At 73.1% G+C, this 20,167-nt stretch carries 21 protein-coding genes and 3 tRNA genes; 17 read left to right on the forward strand and 7 right to left on the reverse strand.

Features of this window, described 5'->3' with window-relative positions; genetic code table 11:
- Nucleotides 1-12: 12 nt before the first annotated feature.
- The 3 genes from FHU28_RS09480 to FHU28_RS09490 form a co-directional block, all read right to left on the reverse strand.
- A complete protein-coding gene (locus FHU28_RS09480) occupies nt 13-477 on the reverse strand; it encodes a PRC-barrel domain-containing protein (RefSeq protein ID WP_184682898.1) in 465 nt (154 codons plus the stop codon).
- Between the two features lie 200 nt (nt 478-677).
- Nucleotides 678-1,208 carry an alkylhydroperoxidase, AhpD family gene (ahpD, locus tag FHU28_RS09485; RefSeq protein WP_013284513.1) on the reverse strand — a complete coding sequence of 177 codons (531 nt, stop codon included), beginning with the start codon at nt 1,206-1,208 and terminating at the stop codon, nt 678-680.
- A gap of 2 nt (nt 1,209-1,210) precedes the next feature.
- Nucleotides 1,211-1,771 (reverse strand): peroxiredoxin, encoded by a 561-nt coding sequence (locus FHU28_RS09490; RefSeq protein WP_184682900.1) that lies wholly within the window; start codon nt 1,769-1,771, stop codon nt 1,211-1,213.
- A 318-nt stretch (nt 1,772-2,089) separates the two neighbouring features.
- Here FHU28_RS09490 and cimA point away from each other — a divergent pair, with 318 nt between their 5' ends.
- Nucleotides 2,090-3,688: a citramalate synthase gene (gene cimA, locus FHU28_RS09495; RefSeq protein WP_184682902.1), complete on the forward strand. Its 1,599-nt coding sequence runs from the start codon at nt 2,090-2,092 to the stop codon at nt 3,686-3,688.
- Nucleotide 3,689: 1 nt separating this feature from the next.
- Here the strand turns inward: cimA and FHU28_RS09500 are convergent, their stop codons facing one another.
- Complete coding sequence (locus FHU28_RS09500; RefSeq protein WP_184682904.1) at nt 3,690-4,682, reverse strand: endonuclease/exonuclease/phosphatase family protein; 993 nt, start codon at nt 4,680-4,682, stop codon at nt 3,690-3,692.
- 279 nt (nt 4,683-4,961) lie between these two features.
- On the opposite strand from FHU28_RS09500, the gene FHU28_RS09505 reads away from it, so the two are divergent.
- The 9 genes from FHU28_RS09505 (at nt 4,962) to FHU28_RS33035 (ending at nt 12,333) form a co-directional block, all read left to right on the forward strand.
- Nucleotides 4,962-5,483 carry a hypothetical protein gene (locus FHU28_RS09505; protein WP_184682906.1) on the forward strand — a complete coding sequence of 174 codons (522 nt, stop codon included), beginning with the start codon at nt 4,962-4,964 and terminating at the stop codon, nt 5,481-5,483.
- Nucleotides 5,484-5,675: 192 nt separating this feature from the next.
- Nucleotides 5,676-6,725 (forward strand): AAA family ATPase, encoded by a 1,050-nt coding sequence (locus FHU28_RS09510; RefSeq protein WP_184682908.1) that lies wholly within the window; start codon nt 5,676-5,678, stop codon nt 6,723-6,725.
- Entirely contained in the window at nt 6,722-7,738 is a 1,017-nt protein-coding gene (locus FHU28_RS09515) for a DUF58 domain-containing protein (protein WP_184682910.1), read from the forward strand. Before FHU28_RS09510 ends, FHU28_RS09515 begins: the two co-directional genes overlap by 4 nt.
- A complete protein-coding gene (locus FHU28_RS09520; RefSeq protein WP_073830426.1) occupies nt 7,735-8,694 on the forward strand; it encodes a VWA domain-containing protein in 960 nt (319 codons plus the stop codon). Before FHU28_RS09515 ends, FHU28_RS09520 begins: the two co-directional genes overlap by 4 nt.
- Before the next feature lie 45 nt (nt 8,695-8,739).
- The gene (locus FHU28_RS09525) at nt 8,740-9,600 is read left to right on the forward strand and encodes a S1C family serine protease (RefSeq protein WP_184682912.1); all 861 of its coding nucleotides are present in this window, start codon (nt 8,740-8,742) and stop codon (nt 9,598-9,600) included.
- 152 nt (nt 9,601-9,752) lie between these two features.
- Nucleotides 9,753-10,049 (forward strand): hypothetical protein, encoded by a 297-nt coding sequence (locus FHU28_RS09530; protein ID WP_184682922.1) that lies wholly within the window; start codon nt 9,753-9,755, stop codon nt 10,047-10,049.
- Between the two features lie 9 nt (nt 10,050-10,058).
- Nucleotides 10,059-10,484 carry an alternative ribosome rescue aminoacyl-tRNA hydrolase ArfB gene (gene arfB / locus FHU28_RS09535; RefSeq protein WP_184682923.1) on the forward strand — a complete coding sequence of 142 codons (426 nt, stop codon included), beginning with the start codon at nt 10,059-10,061 and terminating at the stop codon, nt 10,482-10,484.
- A gap of 49 nt (nt 10,485-10,533) precedes the next feature.
- Nucleotides 10,534-11,106, forward strand: coding sequence for a GNAT family N-acetyltransferase (locus tag FHU28_RS09540; RefSeq protein ID WP_184682924.1), 573 nt, complete (start codon nt 10,534-10,536; stop codon nt 11,104-11,106).
- Nucleotides 11,107-11,193: 87 nt separating this feature from the next.
- On the forward strand, nt 11,194-12,333 hold the full coding sequence (locus tag FHU28_RS33035; protein WP_184682925.1) for a cellulose binding domain-containing protein: 1,140 nt from the start codon (nt 11,194-11,196) through the stop codon (nt 12,331-12,333).
- A 44-nt stretch (nt 12,334-12,377) separates the two neighbouring features.
- On the opposite strand, the gene FHU28_RS09550 is transcribed toward FHU28_RS33035, so the two are convergent.
- Both FHU28_RS09550 and FHU28_RS09555 read right to left on the reverse strand, forming a co-directional pair.
- Complete coding sequence (locus tag FHU28_RS09550; protein ID WP_184682926.1) at nt 12,378-13,262, reverse strand: 3-methyladenine DNA glycosylase; 885 nt, start codon at nt 13,260-13,262, stop codon at nt 12,378-12,380.
- 34 nt (nt 13,263-13,296) lie between these two features.
- Nucleotides 13,297-14,802, reverse strand: coding sequence for a hypothetical protein (locus FHU28_RS09555; protein WP_184682927.1), 1,506 nt, complete (start codon nt 14,800-14,802; stop codon nt 13,297-13,299).
- Nucleotides 14,803-15,013: 211 nt separating this feature from the next.
- Here FHU28_RS09555 and FHU28_RS09560 point away from each other — a divergent pair, with 211 nt between their 5' ends.
- From FHU28_RS09560 to FHU28_RS09575, 4 genes are all read left to right on the forward strand, one after another.
- On the forward strand, nt 15,014-15,817 hold the full coding sequence (locus FHU28_RS09560) for a fumarylacetoacetate hydrolase family protein (RefSeq protein WP_013284528.1): 804 nt from the start codon (nt 15,014-15,016) through the stop codon (nt 15,815-15,817).
- Nucleotides 15,818-15,924: 107 nt separating this feature from the next.
- Nucleotides 15,925-15,996 (forward strand) — tRNA-Gln (locus FHU28_RS09565).
- A 76-nt stretch (nt 15,997-16,072) separates the two neighbouring features.
- Nucleotides 16,073-16,145 (forward strand) — tRNA-Glu (locus FHU28_RS09570).
- 162 nt (nt 16,146-16,307) lie between these two features.
- Nucleotides 16,308-16,380, forward strand: a tRNA-Glu gene (locus FHU28_RS09575).
- A 163-nt stretch (nt 16,381-16,543) separates the two neighbouring features.
- Here the strand turns inward: FHU28_RS09575 and FHU28_RS09580 are convergent.
- The gene (locus FHU28_RS09580) at nt 16,544-17,230 is read right to left on the reverse strand and encodes an IclR family transcriptional regulator (RefSeq protein WP_013284529.1); all 687 of its coding nucleotides are present in this window, start codon (nt 17,228-17,230) and stop codon (nt 16,544-16,546) included.
- A 49-nt stretch (nt 17,231-17,279) separates the two neighbouring features.
- Between FHU28_RS09580 and leuC the strand changes: the two genes are divergently transcribed.
- The 3 genes from leuC to FHU28_RS09595 all read left to right on the forward strand — a co-directional run bounded on the left by leuC (nt 17,280) and on the right by FHU28_RS09595 (nt 20,090).
- Entirely contained in the window at nt 17,280-18,722 is a 1,443-nt protein-coding gene (gene leuC / locus FHU28_RS09585; RefSeq protein WP_184682928.1) for a 3-isopropylmalate dehydratase large subunit, read from the forward strand.
- Between the two features lie 15 nt (nt 18,723-18,737).
- Nucleotides 18,738-19,325 (forward strand): 3-isopropylmalate dehydratase small subunit, encoded by a 588-nt coding sequence (gene leuD, locus FHU28_RS09590; protein ID WP_073830417.1) that lies wholly within the window; start codon nt 18,738-18,740, stop codon nt 19,323-19,325.
- Between the two features lie 159 nt (nt 19,326-19,484).
- Nucleotides 19,485-20,090 carry an HU family DNA-binding protein gene (locus FHU28_RS09595; RefSeq protein ID WP_184682930.1) on the forward strand — a complete coding sequence of 202 codons (606 nt, stop codon included), beginning with the start codon at nt 19,485-19,487 and terminating at the stop codon, nt 20,088-20,090.
- The last annotated feature ends 77 nt before the right edge of the window (nt 20,091-20,167 follow it).

Here is a 20,167-nt window from a genome sequence, read left to right on the forward strand (position 1 = left end):
GTCGCCGAGGTGTCAGATGCGCGGCGGTACGTCCGGTGGCAGCGCCGAGTGGCTCTCGCCGTAGTAGCCGCCGAGCCGGTCCCGGTAGCCCGGGTCGGCGTGGCTGGCCTCGTCGAATTCCGGTGCGGCCTTGATCTGGTCCTTGTCCCGGTCGACGTGCACGGTACGGGCGTCGTGGTCGACGAGGTTCACGGTGCCGGCCGGGAGCATCACCTTCTTGCCGAAGATCCACGGCCCGGTGTCCACGACCAGGTAGCTGTCGTCCACCTCGTGGCTCGCCCGGTCGATCTTGCCGATGGCGCCGTCGGTGGCCTCGACCTTGTAGCCGGTCAGGTCGGCGCTCGCCACGCCCGCCTCGTCGCGGTAGCGCCACGGGTCGAAGGCGCCCGCCGGGGCTCCACCGGCGACCGCGCCCCGGCCGTCGTCGAGGATCGGCTCGGTGCCGCCGTGCGTGGCGCGCGGGTCCAGTCCGTCCATGTGCCGCCTCCCGTCCCGAGGGCCGCGGCCGTCGCGGCGCCGTCATCAGTCGGGTGGGTTACCCACGCTGTCCGGGGGTCAACCGCCGAAGGGCAGGCTGCCGGCCCGCCGACGCCGAAGGGCCGGCGCCACGGTGGTGGCGCCGGCCCCTCGGGACGTCGGCCCGCGCGGCGCCGCTCGGGCGCGTTCGGCCCGGTGGATCAGGCCAGCGCGGCCTCCGCGTCCAGGGTCACCGCGGCGGCATGTACGACGGCGGCGATCCGCAGCCCCTCGTGCACCTGCTCACGGCTGAACCCGGCGGCGCGCAGCGTCTTCTCGTGCGACTCCAGGCAGACGCCGCAGCCGGTGATCGCCGAGACGGCGAGGCACCACAGCTCGAAGTCGGTCTTCTCCACGCCGGGGCGGGCGATGATCTGCATCCGCAGCCGGGCCGGCAGCGACGCGTACTGCTCGTCGCCGATCAGGTGCTTGGCCCGGTAGTAGACGTTGTTCATCGCCATGACCGCCGCCGCGCCCTTTGCCGCCTCGACCGCCTCGGGCGTGAGGTGACCTGCCGCCTCCGCGGCGATCTCCCGCAGCACCACCGGGTTGCGGGCCGCCACCGCGCAGGCCAGGGCGGTGCCCCAGGCCTGCTCCGGCTTCAGCGTCGAGGTGGTGATGGTGGAGCCGAGGTTGAGCCGGATGTCCTTGGCGTACTCCGGCAGGCCCGCCTTGATCGCGTCCAGACCCATGGTCAGGCCCCGGCGCCGGCGAGGAGCGCGTTGGCGTCGAGCGTCGCGCCGCCGGAGTTCCAGTTGCACGGGCACAGCTCGTCGGTCTGGAGGGCGTCGAGCACCCGCAGCACCTCGGAGACGTTACGGCCGACCGAACCGGCGGTCACCATGACGAACTGGATCTCGTTGTTCGGGTCCACGATGAAGGTGGCCCGCTGGGCGACACCGTCTTCGCCGAGCACGCCGCAGGCGGAGGTCAGCTCACGCTTGATGTCGCTGAGCATCGGGAAGGGCAGCTCGCGCAGGTCCGGGTGGTCCTTGCGCCAGGCGTAGTGGACGAACTCGTTGTCGACGGAGACGCCGAGCACCTGGGCGTCGCGGTCGGCGAACTCGCCGTTGAGGCGACCGAACTCGGCGATCTCGGTGGGGCAGACGAAGGTGAAGTCCTTCGGCCAGAAGAACACGACGCGCCACTGGCCCTCGTGGGACTTGTGGTTGATCGTCTCGAACGCCTTGTCGGCGTCGAGCGACACGCAGGCGGTGAGTTCGTACTCGGGGAAGTGGTCACCGACAGTGAGCACGGGTCCTCCTTGAGCGTGGCCGGGCAGGGTGGCCGGGCCAGTAACTGGATCGGTTCAAGATTCTTCCGCAGTCCTGTTTGTGCTCCCAGGGGGCGGTGTCCGGGTGTGAAGGCGATCACCAGCCCCGCGATCGTCCCGGAATATGGGTTTCGCCTCCCAAAACCGAGTGCGAGGTGGCAGAGTACGGGTCGTGACCAGCTTCGTCCTGATCATTAGCAGCTAGCGCGCCGGCCCTCCCTCGCCGAGCGCGCAGACCTCCCGCATCCGCGGGGGGTCTTTTTGTTTGCCCCCCAGGACGGACACGAGAAGAGGACTCCGATGACCTTCCAGGTGTACGACACGACGCTGCGCGACGGCGCCCAGCGCGAAGGACTCACGTACTCGGTGGTCGACAAGCTGGCGGTGGCCCGCCTGCTCGACGACCTCGGGGTCGGCTTCATCGAGGGGGGCTGGCCGGGCGCGGTGCCGAAGGACACCGAGTTCTTCCGCCGGGCCCGCACCGAGCTGGAACTGCGGCACGCGATCCTGGTCGCCTTCGGCGCCACCCGCAAGGCCGGCCTGGCGGTCGAGGACGACCCGCAGGTGCGCGGGCTGCTCGACGCGCAGACCCCGGCCGTCGCCCTGGTCGCCAAGGCGGACCTGCGGCACGTGGAACGCGCGCTGCGCACCACCGCCGAGGAGAACCTGGCGATGATCCGCGACACCGTGTCGTACCTGGTGGCGCAGGGCCGGCGGGTCTTCGTCGACGGGGAGCACTGCTACGACGGGTTCCGCTTCGACCCGGGCTACACCACCGCCGTGGCGGAGACCGCGCTGGCCGCCGGCGCCGAGCGCTTCGTGCTCTGCGACACCAACGGCGGCATGCTGCCCTCCCAGGTCACCGCCGTGATCGAAGGGCTGGTGGCGCGCACCGGGATCGCGCCGGAACTGCTCGGCATGCACGCGCAGAACGACACCGCCTGCGCGGTCGCCAACACCATCGCCGCGGTCGAGGCCGGCGTCCGCCACGTGCAGGGCACCGCCAACGGGTACGGCGAGCGCCCCGGCAACGCCGACATCTTCGCGATCGTCGCCAATCTTCAGCTCAAACTGGGCATGCCCGTCCTACCGGAGGGCTGCCTGGAACAGATGGTGCGGGTCTCGCACGCCATCGCCGAGATCGCCAACATCGCCCCCGACACCCACCAGGCCTACGTCGGGGCCGCCGCCTTCGCTCACAAGGCGGGGCTGCACGCGAGCGCGATCAAGGTCGACCCGTTGCTCTACAACCACGTGGAACCCACCGTGGTGGGCAACGACATGCGGATCCTGGTGACCGAGATGGCCGGCCGGGCCAGCATCGAGCTCAAGAGCCGTGAGCTCGGTCTGGACCTGGCCGGCCATCCGGACACCCTGTCCCGGGTCACCGGGCGGGTCAAGGAGCTGGAGGCCGACGGGTGGTCGTTCGAGGCCGCCGACGCCTCGTTCGAACTGCTGGTCCGCTCGGAGCTGCCGGGCGCGGCGCCGGTCCGGCCGTTCACGCTGGAGTCGTACCGGGTGCTGGTCGAGCACCGCGAGGACGGCGCAGTGGTCTCCGAGGCCACCGTGAAGATCCGGGTACGCGGCGAACGGGTGATCGCCACCGCCGAGGGCAACGGCCCGGTCAACGCGCTGGACGAGGCGCTGCGGGTGGGCCTGGCGCGGCACTACCCGGAACTGCGCGAATTCGAGCTGGCCGACTACAAGGTCCGCATCCTGGAGGGAAGCCACGGCACCGGCGCGGTGACGCGGGTGCTCGTGGAGACCGCCGGGGCCGGTCGCGACTGGACCACTGTGGGCGTGCACCCGAACGTCGTCGAGGCCAGCTGGGTCGCGCTCGTCGACGCCCTCACCTACGGCCTGGACCGGGCCCGTGTGCCGGGCGGGAGCGCGGCCTGACTCACCCGGCCGGCAGGCGCAGCTCGGCCAGCAGCGCGCGGTGATCGCTGCCCGGCACCGGGAAGGTGCCGGCGGCGCGCACCGCGATGCGCCGGTCCACCAGGACGTGGTCGATGGTGACCGGCGGGATCGGGTCGCCGTCGTACGGGCCCCAGGTGCCGCCGAACCCGGCCCCGGCCGCGTCCGCCGCGTCGGTGTAGCCGGTGGCGATCAGGCCCCGCAGCGCCGCGTGGTCGAGCGTCGCGTTGAAGTCCCCGGCCAGCACGCTCAGCCCGCCGTCCGGGGTGGCCGGCGGCTGGGCGCGCTGGTCGGTCCACCAGTCCGGCACCACGTCGACCGCGTACGGCGCGGCCGGGTGCGCCGATTCCACCCGTAACGGCGGCGCCCCCGGCACCGTCACCGTCGCGTACGCCTGGGTGAAGAAGAACCCCTTGTTGCGGCGGTGCCCGGTGTCGCGCAGCGGGTGGCGGGCGTACACGCCGGAGCCGGTGGAGCCGACCTCGGGGCTCAGCGACCGGTGCGGCAGCAGCGTGGCCAGGCCGAGCCGGTCCAGCTCGGTCGCGAGCGCCGGGGTGAGTTCCTGCACCGTGAGCACGTCCACCCGGCGCGTCCGGACCAGGCCGACCAGTCCCGCCGCGTCGGCCGAGCCGAGGCGCAGGTTGGCGGTGAGCAGCCGCAGCGTCGGCCCGTCGGCCGGGGGACCGGTGTCGGGAATCACCCGGGGCGCCACCGCGCCGATCAGCGACAGCGCGGCGAGGGCCGCGACCACCGCCGGGGCCCGGCGCCGCAGGGCCAGCGCCGACACCGCCACGACCGGGGCCACCGCGGCGACGTACGGCGTGAAGGCGATCGCCAGCACCAGCGGACCGCGTTCCAGCCCGGCCAGGCGGACGAGCGCCCAGGCGGCGACCGGCGCGACTGCCAGCCAGCACGCGGTGGTGGCCCAGAGTCCGCCCCGGGTGCCGCCCCGGGACAGGTCCGGTGCCGTGATCATGGTCGTCAGGCTACCCGGCGCCGCGCCGCCGCGATGCCCGGCGAAACAATTTCGGGAATGCTCGTCCGCAATTTCTGAGCAGCTTTTCGATCGACCGGACACGCAATATGAGCTATTGACCGCCTGCATTTCCCGGTGCTACGTTCCCCCTGGTTGAGACGTCGCGACTCTCTGTAGTAAGGCCAGCTCACGAGCGGTGCGCTCCCCGGCGGATACCCGATGATCCGCAATTTGACGCGCGCAGTCGCCGTATCACCACGGTTTACCAAGGGAGAACTCATGGCCACATTCTTCAAGCGAAAGGCGACGGTGGTGGCGCTCGCCGCGCTGTCCCTCACCCTGGCCGGTGGAGGGATTGCCGCGGCCGCCCAGTCGGAGGCGCGGCCCCAGCCCGGCGCCCGGCACAGCACCGCGCAGCCGCCGGTGACCGCCGCCGAGCGGCAGGCCGCCCGTGCCGCCATGCGCGCCACGCTGGCCCCGCCGGCCCCTGGCCAGGTCGCCTGGGCGGTCGTGTCGGCCAACGGGACGCTGCTGCAGCACTCCGGCAACGTGGTGTCCTCGCTCCGGTTCGCACCCGGGCCGGGCGTGTCCGCCGGGCAGTACCAGGTGCTGTTCGACTACGACGTGAGGCAGAAGTCGTACCACGTGTCCATCGGCACGAACACTTCGGCCGACATCCCGCCGGGCGGCGAGGTGTCGGCCGCGCCGCGCACGCTGACCCCGAACGCGGTCTTCGTGCAGACCCGCAACTCCGCCGGTGGCTTCGCCGACCGGCCGTTCCACATCCTGGTCGCCAACTGACCCGTCCGGCCGCGCGCCGGCCCTCGCTCCGGCGAGGGCCGGTGTCGTGTTCCGTCCCGGTCCGGCCCGCGCCGCGACGGTTCGCGCCGTTGCCGCCCGATCGGGGAGATGCTGCCCGTCCGGTTCGGCCACTGCCCCTCCGGCGCCGATAATCCGACGTTTGTCGCCGGTCCGGCACGGGAAGCAAGCACCGTGACGGACATCTCGGACACCCTGGCCAGCGTGCCCAGCCTGGTCGATGCCGACGCGAGCGGCGTCGAGCTGGAACAGACCCTCGTCGAGGTCAAACGCGTGATCGTCGGGCAGGATCGGCTCGTCGACCGCCTGCTCACCGCCCTCATCGCCAACGGTCACTGCCTGCTGGAGGGCGTACCGGGAGTGGCCAAGACGCTCGCGGCGCAGACGCTCGCCACAGTGGTCAGCGGCACGTTCTCCCGGATCCAGTTCACGCCCGACCTGGTGCCCTCCGACATCGTCGGCACCCGCATCTACCGCGCCTCGACCGAGCAGTTCGACGTGGAGCTGGGCCCGATCATGGCGAACCTCGTGCTCGCCGACGAGATCAACCGGGCTCCGGCCAAGGTGCAGTCGGCGCTGCTGGAGGCGATGGCCGAAGGGCAGGTCTCGATCGGCGGGCGGAGCTGGCCGGTGCCGGAGCCGTTCCTGGTCCTGGCCACCCAGAACCCGATCGAGTCCGAGGGCGTCTACCAGCTCCCCGAGGCGCAGCGCGACCGCTTCCTCATGAAGGTCGTGGTCGACTATCCGAGCGACGCCGACGAGCTGGCCATCCTCTACCGGATGAGCACCGAGCGCCCCACCGCCAGCACGGTGCTCGACCCGACCCGGCTGCGTGACCTCCAGCGCCGCGCCACCGACGTCTTCGTCCACCACGCGCTCGCCGAGTACGTGGTCCGCCTCATCCTCGCCACCCGGGACCCGGAACGCTTCGGCATGCCCGACATCGCGCCCCTGCTGGCGTACGGGGCCAGCCCTCGGGCCACGCTCGGCCTGGTGGCGGCCGCCCGCGCGCAGGCGCTCATCCACGGCCGGGACTACGTGCTCCCCGAGGACATCCGGGACCTGGCGGTGGACGTGCTGGCGCACCGGCTCGTGCTCACCTTCGACGCGGTCGCCGACGGGATCTCCGGCGAGGACGTGGTGCGCCGGGTGATCGAGGCGGTGCCGCCGCCCCGGCTGGTGAACGGGCCCACCGAGGCGGCGCCGGACCTGGCGGCGGCATGACCGGCGCGGCCGAGCCCGGGCTGACCGACCTCGCGCCGGACCAGCGGCTGCGCCGGCTGGAGCTGACAGTGACCCGGCGGCTCGACGGCCTGCTGCACGGCCGGTACCGGGGCCTGCTGCCCGGACCGGGCAGCGAGGCCGCCGGCAGCCGGGAGTACCGCCCCGGTGAGGACGAGGTACGCCGGATGGACTGGGCGGTCACCGCCCGGACCACGGTGCCGCACGTCCGCCAGGTCGACGCGGACCGGGAACTGACCACCTGGCTGCTCGTCGACGCCAGCCCCAGCATGGAGTACGGCACCTCCACACTGGACAAACGGGAGCTGGCGGTGGCCGCGGTGGCCGCGATCGGCTTCCTCACCGCCGGAGTCGGCAACCGGCTCGGCGCGCAGGTGCTCACGCCCGACGGGCTGCGCCGCTTTCCGGCCCGCAGCGGGCGTACCCATCTGCTCGGGCTGCTCCGTGCGCTGCTCCGCGCTCCGCGTACCGACGACGGGCGGGACCCGGGCGGCGCGGCCGCGGCCGGCGCACGCCCGCCGGCCGCGGGGCCGGGCCTGGCCGACGGGCTGGACGGTCTCCAGCGCGTCGCCACCCGGCGCGGGCTCGTGGTGATCGTCTCCGATTTCCTCGACGAGCTGCCCGACGACCCGGACGCCGCGCCACCGCCCTGGGCGGCCGCGCTGCGCCGCCTCGCGGTACGGCACCAGGTGCTCGCGGTCGAGGTGACCGACCCGCGTGAGCTGGAGCTGCCCGACGTCGGGCTGATCACGCTCGTCGACCCGGAGAGCGGTCGGCACCGCGAGGTGTGGACCGGCGACCCCGACCTGCGCGAGCGGTACGCGCGCGCCGCCGCCGAGCAGCGCGAGCAGGTACGCGACACGCTGCGCCGGGCCGGCGCCACCCACATGGCGCTGCGCACCGACCGGGACTGGTGCGCGGACGTGGTCCGGCACGTGCACGAGCAGCGCCGGCTGGCCACAGTGCCGGCCGCCGCCCGCGGAGGTGTCGCATGACCTGGCAGTCACCCGCCCGCCTCTGGCTGCTGCTCGCCGTCGTCGCGCTCGTCGCCGGTTATCTGGTGCTGCAACGGCGGCAGAGCCGGTACGCGGTGCGCTTCACCAACCTGCGCCTGCTGGACCGGGTCGCCCCGCGCCGCCCGGCCTGGCGGCGGCACGTCCCGGCGGGCCTGTTCCTCGCCATGCTGGCGCTGCTCGTGGTCGGGTTCGCCCGCCCCGAGGCGGAGGTGCGGGTCCCCCGGGAGCGGGCCACTGTGATGGTGGCGGTCGACGTCTCCACCTCCATGCTCGCCGGTGACGTGGACCCGGACCGGCTGACAGCGGCCAAGGACGCCGGCCGCCGGTTCGTCGACGGGCTGCCGGACGAGTTCAACGTCGGCCTCGTCGCGTTCGCCGGCAGCGCCGCGGTGCTGGTGCCGCCGAGCACCGACCGGGAGGCGCTGCACGACGGAATCGAGCGGCTGGCCGAGGGCATCACCGGCGTGCAGGGCACAGCGATCGGCGAGGCGATAAGCACCTCGCTCGGCGCGGTCAAGAGCCTTGACGCCACCGCCGCGAAGGACCCGCCGCCGGCCCGGATCATCATCCTCTCCGACGGCGCGAACACCTCCGGGATGGACCCGATCGAGGCCGCCGACCAGGCCGTCGCCGCCAAGGTGCCGGTGCACACGATCTCCTTCGGCACGCCCGGTGGTTCGGTCGACCGGGGCGGCCGGGCGATCCAGGTGCCGGTGGACGGGCAGACGCTGCGGGCGGTCGCCGAGCAGACCGGTGGCGGCTTCCACGAGGCGTCCACGACCGCCGAACTGAAGGACGTCTACGAGGACATCGGCACCTCCGTCGGCTACCGCACCGAACGGCAGGACATCTCGGCCCGCTTCATCGGCCTCGGGCTGGTCCTGGCGATGGGCGCCGCCGCCGGCTCGCTGCGGTGGTTCTCCCGCCTGCCCTGACCCGCACCACCACCGGACGACGGCACGACACGTGAGGAGCCAGGCATGGCAGTGCAGACCGGACTCGGCGAGCCACGCGGTCCGTGGTTCGTCTCGCCGGAGCTGGACCCGGACGGGCGCGGCTACCGGGACGTACCCGGAGGCGGGCCGGACGGGGGACGCCGGAGCCTACGGCACCGGCTGCTGAGCGTGGCGGCGGTGGTGGCGCTCTCCACCGTCTCCGGCGCGGCGGCCGGCACCTGGGCGGCCGATCACGGCTCGCCGGGACCGACAGCGGCGTCCGCCGCTCCGGTGCCGGCGGAACTGGTCACCGCCGCCGGCAAGACGGTGCCCGGCGTGGTCTCGGTGATGGTCGGGGGCCGCTCCGGCGCGTCCGCGTCCGGCTCCGGCTTCGCCATCGACAACGAGCAGCACATCGTCACCAACGACCACATCCTGGCCCGGGGCGGCTCGGGCACGGTGACCGTGGAGACCTCGGACGGGCGTCGCTTCCCCGCCGAGGTGGTGGGCCGGGAGCCGGGCAGCGACCTCGCCGTGCTCAAGGTGCCCGCGTCGGCCGGGCTGCCGCCGCTGCCGCTGGCCAAGGCGAACTCGACCCGGGTGGGCGAGCCGGTGCTCGCGGTCGGGTCGCCGCTCGGGCTGGCCGGCACGGTCACCGCCGGTATCGTCAGCGCGCTCAACCGGCAGGTCCGGATCGGCAACGGCCGGCACACGGCGGTGCAGACCGACGCCTCCATCAACCCGGGCAACTCCGGCGGGCCGCTGGTGAACGCGCGCGGCGAGGTGGTCGGCGTGAACACCGCCATCGCCACCATCGACGGCAACGGGTCCATCGGCATCGGCTTCGCCATCCCGATCGACCAGGTCCAGCAGACCGCCGACACCATCATCGGGCGGGGCGGCTGAGCCGTCGCGCGGGCCGCCCCGCGCGGGCCGACCTGACGCCCCGCGCGGCGCTGACCTGCACAAGCGCCGCAAGGTCAGTGCGAACTGTCGGATATCCGGCATGGGATCATTGGGGCATAGAAATATTACGCTGAGTATGAATACTGGCGGAGGTGGAGCAAGCTGTCATTGCGGCCCTCCTCCTGGTGGGCCTGATCATCGGCGTCGGTGTCGGCGCGTCCTACGCGCGTGCGAAGCGTGGCTGGACGGACTACCAGACGATCCGGACCAGCGTGCCGGGCGCCCGGCGCAACGCCTGGCTCGCGATCCGCGGCGTGGTCGTCAAGCTCGCCGTGATCGCCCTGCTGCTGGTCGGCGCGGCGGCGTACGCGGCCTCCGGCGGCGGCGAGGAACGGGCCGGTCCCACACCGAGCGCGACCCCCACCCCGACTCACCGCCCCGGGCGCTAGCCTCGGGGAGTGGACGACGGACTGCGGGTGACCGACCGGCTCGTGGTGCCCGCCGCCGAGCTGCGGGAACGGTTCTCCCGGTCGTCCGGGCCCGGCGGGCAGGGAGTGAACACCACCGACTCGCGGGTGGAGCTGAGCTTCGACCTGGGCGGCTCGCCGAGCGTGCCGGAGGCGCTGCGGGAACGGGCGCTGGCCCGGCTCGCCGGACGCCTGGTCGACGGCGTGCTGACCGTGACCGCCAGTGAGCACCGCGCGCAACTGGCCAACCGGGAGGCCGCCCGGGCACGGATGGCCGCGCTGCTGCGCGAGGCGGTCGCGCCGCCGCCGAAGCCACGTCGCCCGACCCGCCCGTCGCGCGGCGCCAAGGAACGCCGCCTGGCCGAGAAGAAGCGCCAGTCCCAGCGCAAACGCGACCGCCGGGTGGACGGCGACTGACCGAAAATATGTTGAGCCGCCACGCGCGCCGCCCGGAGAATTTCGCCACGTGATCGACTTCTCCGTCAAGCCCACGCTCACCGGCGAGCGCGTGGTGCTGCGCCCGTTCCACGACGACGACCTGCCTGCGCTCGCCGGGATCCTGGCCGACCCGGAGGTGGCCCGGCTGACCGGCAGCCCGGCCGGCGAGACGTTCGAACCGGCCCGGCTGCGGGCCTGGTACGGCACCCGCAACAGGCAGGCCGACCGGCTCGACCTCGCGGTGGTGGACCGGGCGAGCGGCGCCTGCGTCGGCGAGGTCGTCCTCAACGAGTGGGACCGCGTCAACGCCGGCTGCAACTTCCGCACCCTGATCGGCCCGGGCGGGCGCGACCGCGGGCTCGGCACCGAGGCGGTCCGGCTGATCGTCGGGTACGGCTTCGAACGGCTCGGCCTGCACCGCGTCAGCCTGGAGGTGTTCGCGTTCAACCCGCGTGCGCGCCGGGCGTACGAGAAGGTGGGCTTCGTCGCCGAGGGGACGCTGCGGCAGGTGCTGCGCGACGGCGACGGCTGGGTGGACGCCACCGTCATGTCGATCCTCGCGCCGGAGTGGGACCGGCACCGGGGACACCCGGAGGGTTGAACACCAGGCGTCGAAGCGCTTCAATGCGTACGGGAGCATCAGGGCCGTCACCGACCACCACGTCACAGTGACAGGAGTTCCCCTCGCATGTCCCGAAACCCCGTGCGCGCCGTGCTGACCACGCTCGCCGCGCTGCTACCGGTCCTCGCTCTCGGCCTCGCCCTCACCGCCACCACGCCGCCGGCCGCGGCGGCCGCCACGCCGATCCGCGTCATGCCGCTCGGCGACTCCATCACCGGGTCGCCCGGCTGCTGGCGCGCCCTGCTCTGGAACCGCCTCCAGTCCACCGGCCACACCGACGTCGACTTCGTCGGCACGCTCGGGCCGCAGGGCTGCGGCGTGCCCTACGACGGCGACAACGAGGGGCACGGCGGCTACCTCGCGACGAACGTGGCGAACCAGAACCTGCTGCCCGGCTGGCTCGCCGCCACCCGCCCGGACGTCGTGCTGATGCACTTCGGCACCAACGACGTGTGGAGCAACATCGCGCCCGCCACGATCCTCGCGGCGTACTCGAAGCTGGTGGACCAGATGCGCGCCGCCAACCCGGCGACGACAATACTGGTCGCGAAGATCATCCCGATGAACCCGGCGAGCTGCCCGGAGTGCGGCCAGCGGACCGTGGCGCTCAACGCGCTCATCGACGGCTGGGCGGCCGGGAAGACCACCGCCGCCTCCCCGATCGTGGTCGTCGACCAGTGGACCGGGTTCAGCACCGCCACCGACACCTACGACGGGGTGCACCCCAACGCGGCCGGGGACCAGAAGATGTCCGACAGGTGGTATCCGGCGCTGGTCGCCGCGCTGGACCGCGCCACGCCCGGCCCGACCACGTCCCCGACCGTCAGCCCCACGCCGTCGCCCACACTCAGCCCGTCACCGACGACCAGCCCGTCGCCCACCGCGAGCCCGACGCCCACGGCCGGCGGCTGCACCGCCACCTGGCGCGTCGCCGGCCAGTGGCCGGGCGGATTCCAGGGGGAGGTGACCGTCCGCAACGACGGCGCCGCGTCGATCGCCGGCTGGACGGTCCGCTTCCCGCTCGCCGGCGGCCAGCGGATCAGCCAGGCGTGGAGCGCCGACGTGACGCAGAGCGGAACCACAGCGACCGCCCGGAACGCGGGCTGGAACGGCGTACTGGCCCCGGCCGCCCAGGCCACGTTCGGCTTCCTGGCCGAGGGAACCGTGCCGAGCCCGGCGCCGGCCCTGACCTGCGCGGCGAGCTAGAGCCGTCGCGCCCGCTCCCCGCGTCGCGTGCCGGCCGGCTCCGCTCAGCGGCTGCCGGCCGGCACCGCCCGGTCCAGCGCGGCCAGCAGCCGGGACCGCAGCCCGGCGGCACGCTCGGCGAACCCGCGCTGCGCGGCGGCGTACTCGGCCCGGCCCTCCGGGGTCTCCACAGGCACCGGCGGATACCCCAGACCGGCCAGGTCGTACGGGCTGGCGCGCATGTCCAACGTCCGGATCTCCCGGGCCAGCTCGAAGCAGTCGGCCACGAGTTCCGAGCAGACCAGCGGAGACAGCTTGTACGCCCACTTGTAGAGATCCATGTTGGCGTGCAGGCAGCCCGGCTGCTCCAGCGCGTGCTGGCTCTCCCGGGTCGGCTGGAGCACGTTCAACGGGCGGGCCGGCGCGGTGAAGAAGCGGAACGCGTCGAAGTGGCTGCACCGCACGCCGCGCTCCTCGACCACCGCCGCCGTCCGCGCCGGACTCAGCCGCAGCGGCCAGGAGTTGTGCCGTACCTGCTCCTGGGTCTGCCGGTAGACCATCGCCCACTCGTGCATGCCGAAGCAGCCGAACTGCGCCGGACGCCCGGCGGTCGCCGCCAGCAGCGTACGGATCCAGGCGATCGACTCCGCGCGCCGCGCGCGTACCCGATCGGTGTCGAGGGTGAGCCCGGCGGCGCTCGCCGTGTAGTCCGGGCCGAAACCGGCCGCGTCTGCGTCGCGCAGCGCCACGCCCGCGCCCGGGTGCCAGCGGCGCAGCTGGGCCGGGCGGTACGAGTAGTACGTGAAGAGGAAGTCCTCCACCGGGTGCTTCACGCCCGTCCGGCGGCGGCCCAGATGCGGCGTCAGCCACGCGTCCACCCGCTCCTCGTGGGCGTGCCGGCGCGCCTGCCAGTCGGCGACGTCGAGCGCGGGGGCGAGGGCGGCGGTCACGCACCCCAGGGTACGACCGCCGCCCGTCGCCGGGTCAGGGCACGTCCACCCGCACGCCCGCGGAGAAGACGCCGCTGCGCAGCTCCAGCCGCTTCGGCGGCTCGTCGCCGCGCATGGTGAACACCAGCGGCAGCAGCACCCGCCGCCCGGCGGCCACCGGCTGGGAGAAGACGTCCCGGCCCAGGTTCGCCACCCGGGTCGCGTCCTCGTCGGCGGCCACCCAGTTCCCGCTCGGCAGGTACGCGCGCTGCAACTGCCCGTGCCAGGTCTGGTCCTCGTTCGTGACGTTGCGCACCCCGACCGTGGCCAGGCAGGGGCGCCCGCCGCCGGGCGCCGACGGCAGGACGTTCGCGCCGCAGCTCACCCGGTAGACGGTGAACTCGAACGCGGTCTCCCGCAACGGCTGGCCCAGCCCGCCGGTGACGCTGCTGCCCACCCACGCGCCGCTCGTCGGCTGCTTGGTGGTGTCCATCGCCGCCACCCGCTGCGTGGCCGACCACGCCGCCGCGCCGACCACGCCGGCCAGCACCGCCGCCGCCACGCCCACCACCAGCCAGACCGGCGGCCGGCGACGGCGGCTCGCGGGCGCCGGCACCGCCGTACGCGGATAGACGGTGCCCCGTTCGGCCGGGCCGCCGGTCGCGCCCTGCCCCGGTACGCCGCTTCCCGGCGCGGACATCGCGCCACCTCCGGGCGGGCCGGTGGACGTCGCGCCGCCTCGCGGCGTTCCGGTGGGCCTCGTGCCGCCTCCGGGTGCGCCGGAGGTCATGGTGCCGCCTCCGGTCGCGCCGGTGCCCGCCGTCGCGGCCGTGCGCCGGCGGCGGCGCCACACCGCCCACCACAGCACGCCCGCGGTGACCACCAGCAGCGCGGTGAACGCGGCAAGCAGCACCGGTGGCCGCCGCCAGGCCGGGGCGGCAGTCACCTGCGCCGCCGGGGCCGTCGCGGCACCCACCCAGGTCGCCGTGGCGCAGTCGTACGGGCGCGTGCCGTCGGTGCCGTAGACGCAGGTCGGCGCGGTCAGCGACCGGCCAGGGCCGGGGAGCGACAGCGCGGTGTGCAACGTGGTGGTGCTCTTCGCCGGCAGGCGCAGCCGCCAGGTCACCTCCCCGGCGCTGGACCCGGCGGGCCGGGTGGTCCGCCCACCGCCGGTGACCGCGGTGGCCCGCGACCCGCTCGGCAGCTCCTGCCGCACCATCGTGTCGACGGGCGCCGTGCCGGCGTTGCGGACCTCGATCCGGTAACCCGGCGCCGGAGTGCCCGCCGCGCCGACCGCCACGCTCACCGGCGGCATCGACGGGCGGACCGGAGCTGGGCCGGTGGTCGGCACCGCCGGGGGGACCGCCGGCACGCCGGTCGGGATCGGGGTCGCTCCCGCGCCGGGCAGGGCGACCGGGACGGCGGCCGGCGGTGGAGCCGGTTGAGCGGGGGTGGCGGCCGCGCGGGGCGTCGCCGGGGACAGCGCCGGTACGGCGGCGATGACGCCGAGGCAGTTCACGAACACTGCCAGGGCCCTGTGGTGTCGTCTCGATGCAGGCATACCAACGAACCTCCGGAACCGAAGCTATGGGCCGAGGGCTGCCGGGCGGGTACGAAGCCGCCATTCCCGCCCCGTCCGGCGCGATCCGGCGTACCCTGCCGCCCTCTCGCCGGTCCGGCGCCGACGCCCGGCGAGGGTGTGGCGCGGGCGGCCGGGCGCGCCACCTGCCGGTGTCCGCCGGGTGACACGCGGGCGGGGATAGATTGGCCGGGTGCGTATCGCTCGTTTCGCTCATGCCAAGGGAATGTCGTTCGGGGTCGTCGAGGGCGAGCCGGAGGCCGGGCCGCAGGGCCTGACCATCGCCGAGATCGAAGGCCACCCGTTCGGGCAGATCCAGTTCTCCGGCGCCCGCTGGGCGCTCTCCGACGTCCGGCTGCTGTCGCCGATCCTGCCCAGCAAGGTGGTCTGCGTCGGCCGCAACTACGCCGAGCACGCTGCCGAACACGGCAGCGAGGTGCCGAAGGAGCCGCTGCTCTTCCTCAAACCGTCCACCTCGGTGATCGGCCCGCGCGACGCGATCCGGCTGCCGATCTTCTCCAAGCAGGTCGAGCACGAGGCCGAACTCGCCGTGGTGATCGGCGCACCGGGCGCCCGCCGGGCCGACCGGGCCGCCGCCGAGCGGGCCATCTTCGGCTACACCTGCGCCAACGACGTAACCGCGCGGGATCTGCAGCGCTCCGACGGGCAGTGGACCCGCGCCAAGGGCTTCGACTCGTTCTGCCCGATCGGGCCGTGGATCACCACCGGTCTCGACGTCAGTGACCTGGAGATCCGCTGCGAGGTGGGCCGCAACCCGGAGGAGATGGAGGTACGCCAGCTCGGCCGGACGAAGGACATGGTGTTCGACGTGCCGGGCCTGGTGTCGTACATCTCGCACGTGATGACGCTGCTGCCCGGCGACGTGGTCCTGACCGGCACGCCGGCGGGGGTTAGTCCGCTCACCGAGGGGGATACGGTCACCGTGCGGATCCAGGGGATCGGGGAGCTCAGCAACCCGGTGGTCCCTGTCGCCTGATTCGTTCCGATGCCTCGTTTCCGCTGGTCAGGTGGGTTTCGAGGGGTTGGATTTGGCCTGTCGGCACCGGGAGGGTAAAGTTCATTCCCGGCGCCGCAAGGGGCCAATGGGGTATGGGGTAATTGGCAGCCCGACTGATTCTGGTTCAGTTAGTCTAGGTTCGAGTCCTGGTACCCCAGCGCAGCCGCGGGTTCGCAAGAGCCCACGGACGCTGGATTCCGGCAGCTCACGCTGGCGGAGTGCAATGAAGGTTCTGGCCCCGTCGTCTAGCGGCCCAGGACGCCGCCCTCTCAAGGCGGTAGCGCCGGTTCGAATCCGGTCGGGGCTACAGCACCGACAGCCCGTCCCGTTTTCCGGGGCGGGCTTTCTGCCGTCCGGCCACGTGCTTTCCGCGTGCGGTGGGGTGTACCCCCGCGGCGCGGTGCCGGACGCGATGCCGCTAGACTACTGCCACGCCACCCGGCAGGGCGGCGAAGCAGGAAAAGTGCCTGGCCCCGTCGTCTAGCGGCCCAGGACGCCGCCCTCTCAAGGCGGTAGCGCCGGTTCGAATCCGGTCGGGGCTACGTTCACCGACGGCCCGTCTCGCTCCGCGAGGCGGGCCGTTCGCATTCCCCGCCCTCCCGCTTTGCCCTGCCCCGTTGATCATGAAGTTAGCGGCAGTCTGGGAGATCAAAAATGCCGCCAACTTCATGATCAACGCGAGGGGTGGGGAGGGGGCAGCCGGGGTCAGAGGCCGGAGAGGCGCTGGCCGGCTCGGACGACGGCCATGGCGTGGCGTTCGCCGGGACGGCGGCCGAGGCGCTCGATCGGGCCGGAGATGCTGATCGCGGCGATCACCCGCCCGGTGCGGTCCCGGATCGGCGCCGAGACGCTCGCCACACCCGCCTCCCGCTCCGCGACGCTCTGGGCCCAGCCGCGCCGCCGCACCTCGGCCAGCGTGCGGCCGGTGAACTTGGAGCGGGGGAGCAGCGGCATCACCGCCTCCGGCGGCTCCCAGGCGAGCAGGATCTGCGCCGCCGACCCGGCGGTCATCGGCAGCACCGAGCCGACCGGGACGGTGTCCCGCAGGCCGCTGGCGCGCTCGGCGGCGGCCACGCAGATCCGTTCGTCGGCGCGCCGCAGGTAGAGCTGGGCGCTTTCGCCGGTGGCGTCCCGTAGCGCGGCGAGCAGCGGCTCGGCGGCGGTCAGGAGCACGTCCGGGGCCGCGTTCGCCAGCTCGCCCAGGCGTGGCCCAGGGCGCCACCGGCCCTGGGTGTCCCGGACGAGCATCCGGTGGATCTCCAGCGCCTGTGCCAGCCGGTGCGCGGTGGCCCGGGGCAGCTTGGTGCGTTCAACGAGTTCGGCCAGGCTGGCGCCGTCGACACAGGCGGCCAGGATGACCACCGCCTTGTCGAGAACGCCGACACCGCTCATACTGTGTCCCACAAGCCGAAATTTACCTCCCAGAATTTAGGATGTCCAGATGGTGGGAGTCACTCAACCGAGGACCCTGGCCGAGAAGGTCTGGGACGCACACGTGGTCCGCTCCGCCGACGGGGAGCCGGACCTGCTCTTCATCGACCTGCACCTGCTGCACGAGGTGACCAGCCCGCAGGCGTTCGACGGGCTGCGTCTGGCCGGGCGCGGGGTCCGCCGTACCGACCTGACGATCGCGACGGAGGACCACAACACCCCGACCGGGTACGACGACCCGGCGTTCCGCCTCCGGCGCGGCGACCTGCTCACGATCGCGGACCCCACCTCCCGCACCCAGATCGAGACGCTGCGTCGCAACTGTGCCGAGTTCGGCGTCCGCCTGCACGCGCTGGGCGACGAGAACCAGGGCATCGTGCACGTCATCGGCCCGCAGCTCGGCCTCACCCAGCCCGGCATGACGATCGTCTGTGGCGACTCGCACACCGCCACCCACGGCGCGTTCGGCGCGCTCGCGTTCGGCATCGGCACCAGTGAGGTCGAACACGTGCTGGCCACGCAGACGCTGCCGCAGGCACGGCCGAAGACCATGGCGGTGAACGTCGTCGGCGAGCTGGCGCCCGGCGTCACCGCCAAGGACCTGGTGCTCGCGCTGATCGCACAGGTGGGCACCGGCGGCGGTCGCGGCCACATCGTGGAGTACCGCGGCGAGGCGATCCAGGTCCTCTCCATGGAGGGGCGGATGACCATCGCCAACATGTCCATCGAGTGGGGCGCCAAGGCCGGCATGATCGCGCCGGACGAGACCACGTTCGCGTACCTGAAGGGGCGGCCGAACGCGCCCCAGGGCGACGACTGGGACGCGGCGCTGGAGTACTGGCGCACGCTGCCCACCGACGACGGCGCGACGTTCGACACCGAGGTCACGCTCGACGCGAGCCGGATCACGCCGTTCGTCACCTGGGGCACCAACCCCGGGCAGGGCGTGCCGCTGGGCGCGACGGTGCCGGACCCGGAGGAGTTCGTCACCGAGCCGGAGCGGGTCGCCGCCCGGCGCGCGCTGGAGTACATGGACCTCAACCCGGGCACGCCGATGCGTGACCTGGCCGTGGACGTGGTCTTCGTCGGCTCCTGCACCAACGGCCGCCTGGAGGACCTGCGGACCGCCGCCGACGTGCTGCGCGGCCACCAGGTCGCCGACGGCGTACGCATGCTGGTGGTGCCCGGCTCGGCCGCGGTCCGCGAGGCGGCCGAGGCGGAAGGGCTGGACAAGGTGTTCACCGACGCCGGCGCCGAGTGGCGTTTCGCCGGCTGCTCCATGTGCCTGGGCATGAACCCGGACACGCTGAAGCCGGGTGAGCGGTCCGCCTCGACCTCCAACCGCAACTTCGAGGGCCGCCAGGGCCGGGGCGGGCGTACCCACCTGGTGTCCCCGCCGGTCGCCGCCGCCACCGCCGTGGTCGGCCGGCTGGCCGCCCCCGCCGACCTGTAGAAGGGCAGCCGAGAGATGGACAAGTTCACCACCCACACCGGCACGGCCGTGCCGCTGCGCCGGTCCAACGTGGACACCGACCAGATCATCCCCGCCGTGTACCTCAAGCGGGTGACCCGGACCGGATTCGCCGACGGTCTGTTCAACGCGTGGCGGGAGGACCCGTCATTCGTCCTCAACGATCCCGTCCATTCGGGTGCGTCGATTCTGATCGCCGGCCCCGAGTTCGGCACCGGATCCTCCCGGGAGCACGCCGTCTGGGCGCTGCGGGACTGGGGCTTCCGGGCCGTCATCTCGCCCCGCTTCGGCGACATCTTCCGCGGCAACGCGCTCAAGGAAGGTCTCCTTCCGGTCGAGCTGGAATTGAAAGCCGTGGAAGAACTGTGGGATCTCGTGGAATCCGAGCCGACCACGCCGATCACTGTCGACCTCGCCGCCCGCCAGGTCCACGCCGGTGACGCCACCTGGGCGTTCCCGCTGGACGACCACAGCCGTTGGCGGCTGATGGAGGGCTTGGACGACATTGGACTCACCCTCCGGCACGAGGCGGAGATCTCCTCGTACGAGGCGTCCCGGCCGTCGTTCCTGCCCTCGGTGGCCTGACTCCGGCCCGAATTCGCCCCCACCGGTGTGCCCGGTGGGGGCGAATCCGTTACGACACAAGGGCTTTTTTCCACCGAATGTTTGTGTCCAGGCAGCACAGGGCATAACGTGCGCGCAGAATGGCTCGCGTCGAGTCAGTTGCACAATCGGGAGGAAGTCGTGAACAAGGCCGAGCTCATCGAGGCGCTCGCCGTTCGCCTGGGGGACCGGAAGACGGCGACGGCCGCGCTCGACGCGGTTCTCGCTGAGGTCCAGGCGGCGGTCACCAAGGGCGAGAAGGTGGCGATCACCGGTTTCGGAGCGTTCGAGAAGCGCGTCCGGGGAGCCCGAACAGCGCGCAACCCGCGGACCGGAGAGGCGGTGAAGGTCAAGAAGACCTCCGTCCCGACGTTCCGCGCCGGCGCGGGCTTCAAGGAGATGGTGGCCAGCGGCAAGGTGCCCAAGGACACCGCCGCCGCGAAGAAGACCACCGGCGCTGCCAAGAAGACCACGGCGGCGAAGACCACCGGCGCCGCGAAGAAGACCACGGCGGCGAAGGCCACCAAGACCACCGCGACCAAGAAGGCCGCCCCGGCGAAGAAGGCGGCCGCGACCAAGACCACGGCGGCGAAGAAGACGACCGCGGCGAAGTCCACCGCGGCGAAGAAGACCACCGCCGCCAAGAAGACGACCGCGGCGAAGTCCGCCACGGCCAAGAAGACGACCGCGGCCAAGAAGGCGCCCGCGAAGAAGGCACCGGCCAAGAAGGCCGCCAGCCGGCGCTGACCGGACGGCCCACGAAGGGCGCCCACCGTTCGCGGTGGGCGCCCTTTCGCATGGGTACGCGTTGACCACCCGCCGCC

The sequence above is a fragment of the Micromonospora echinospora genome, from assembly GCF_014203425.1.
Classification (GTDB): domain Bacteria; phylum Actinomycetota; class Actinomycetes; order Mycobacteriales; family Micromonosporaceae; genus Micromonospora; species Micromonospora echinospora_A.

Bases quoted from the DNA above. Each gene is read 5' to 3' on its own strand.
- FHU28_RS09480 (WP_184682898.1), bottom strand. From the start codon at position 477: ATGGACGGACTGGACCCGCGCGCCACGCACGGCGGCACCGAGCCGATC.
- ahpD (WP_013284513.1), bottom strand. From the start codon at position 1,208: ATGGGTCTGGACGCGATCAAGGCGGGCCTGCCGGAGTACGCCAAGGAC.
- cimA (WP_184682902.1), top strand. From the start codon at position 2,090: ATGACCTTCCAGGTGTACGACACGACGCTGCGCGACGGCGCCCAGCGC.
- FHU28_RS09500 (WP_184682904.1), bottom strand. From the start codon at position 4,682: ATGATCACGGCACCGGACCTGTCCCGGGGCGGCACCCGGGGCGGACTC.
- FHU28_RS09505 (WP_184682906.1), top strand. From the start codon at position 4,962: ATGGCCACATTCTTCAAGCGAAAGGCGACGGTGGTGGCGCTCGCCGCG.
- FHU28_RS09515 (WP_184682910.1), top strand. From the start codon at position 6,722: ATGACCGGCGCGGCCGAGCCCGGGCTGACCGACCTCGCGCCGGACCAG.
- FHU28_RS09520 (WP_073830426.1), top strand. From the start codon at position 7,735: ATGACCTGGCAGTCACCCGCCCGCCTCTGGCTGCTGCTCGCCGTCGTC.
- FHU28_RS09525 (WP_184682912.1), top strand. From the start codon at position 8,740: ATGGCAGTGCAGACCGGACTCGGCGAGCCACGCGGTCCGTGGTTCGTC.
- FHU28_RS33035 (WP_184682925.1), top strand. From the start codon at position 11,194: ATGTCCCGAAACCCCGTGCGCGCCGTGCTGACCACGCTCGCCGCGCTG.
- FHU28_RS09555 (WP_184682927.1), bottom strand. From the start codon at position 14,802: ATGCCTGCATCGAGACGACACCACAGGGCCCTGGCAGTGTTCGTGAAC.
- FHU28_RS09580 (WP_013284529.1), bottom strand. From the start codon at position 17,230: ATGAGCGGTGTCGGCGTTCTCGACAAGGCGGTGGTCATCCTGGCCGCC.
- leuC (WP_184682928.1), top strand. From the start codon at position 17,280: ATGGTGGGAGTCACTCAACCGAGGACCCTGGCCGAGAAGGTCTGGGAC.
- leuD (WP_073830417.1), top strand. From the start codon at position 18,738: ATGGACAAGTTCACCACCCACACCGGCACGGCCGTGCCGCTGCGCCGG.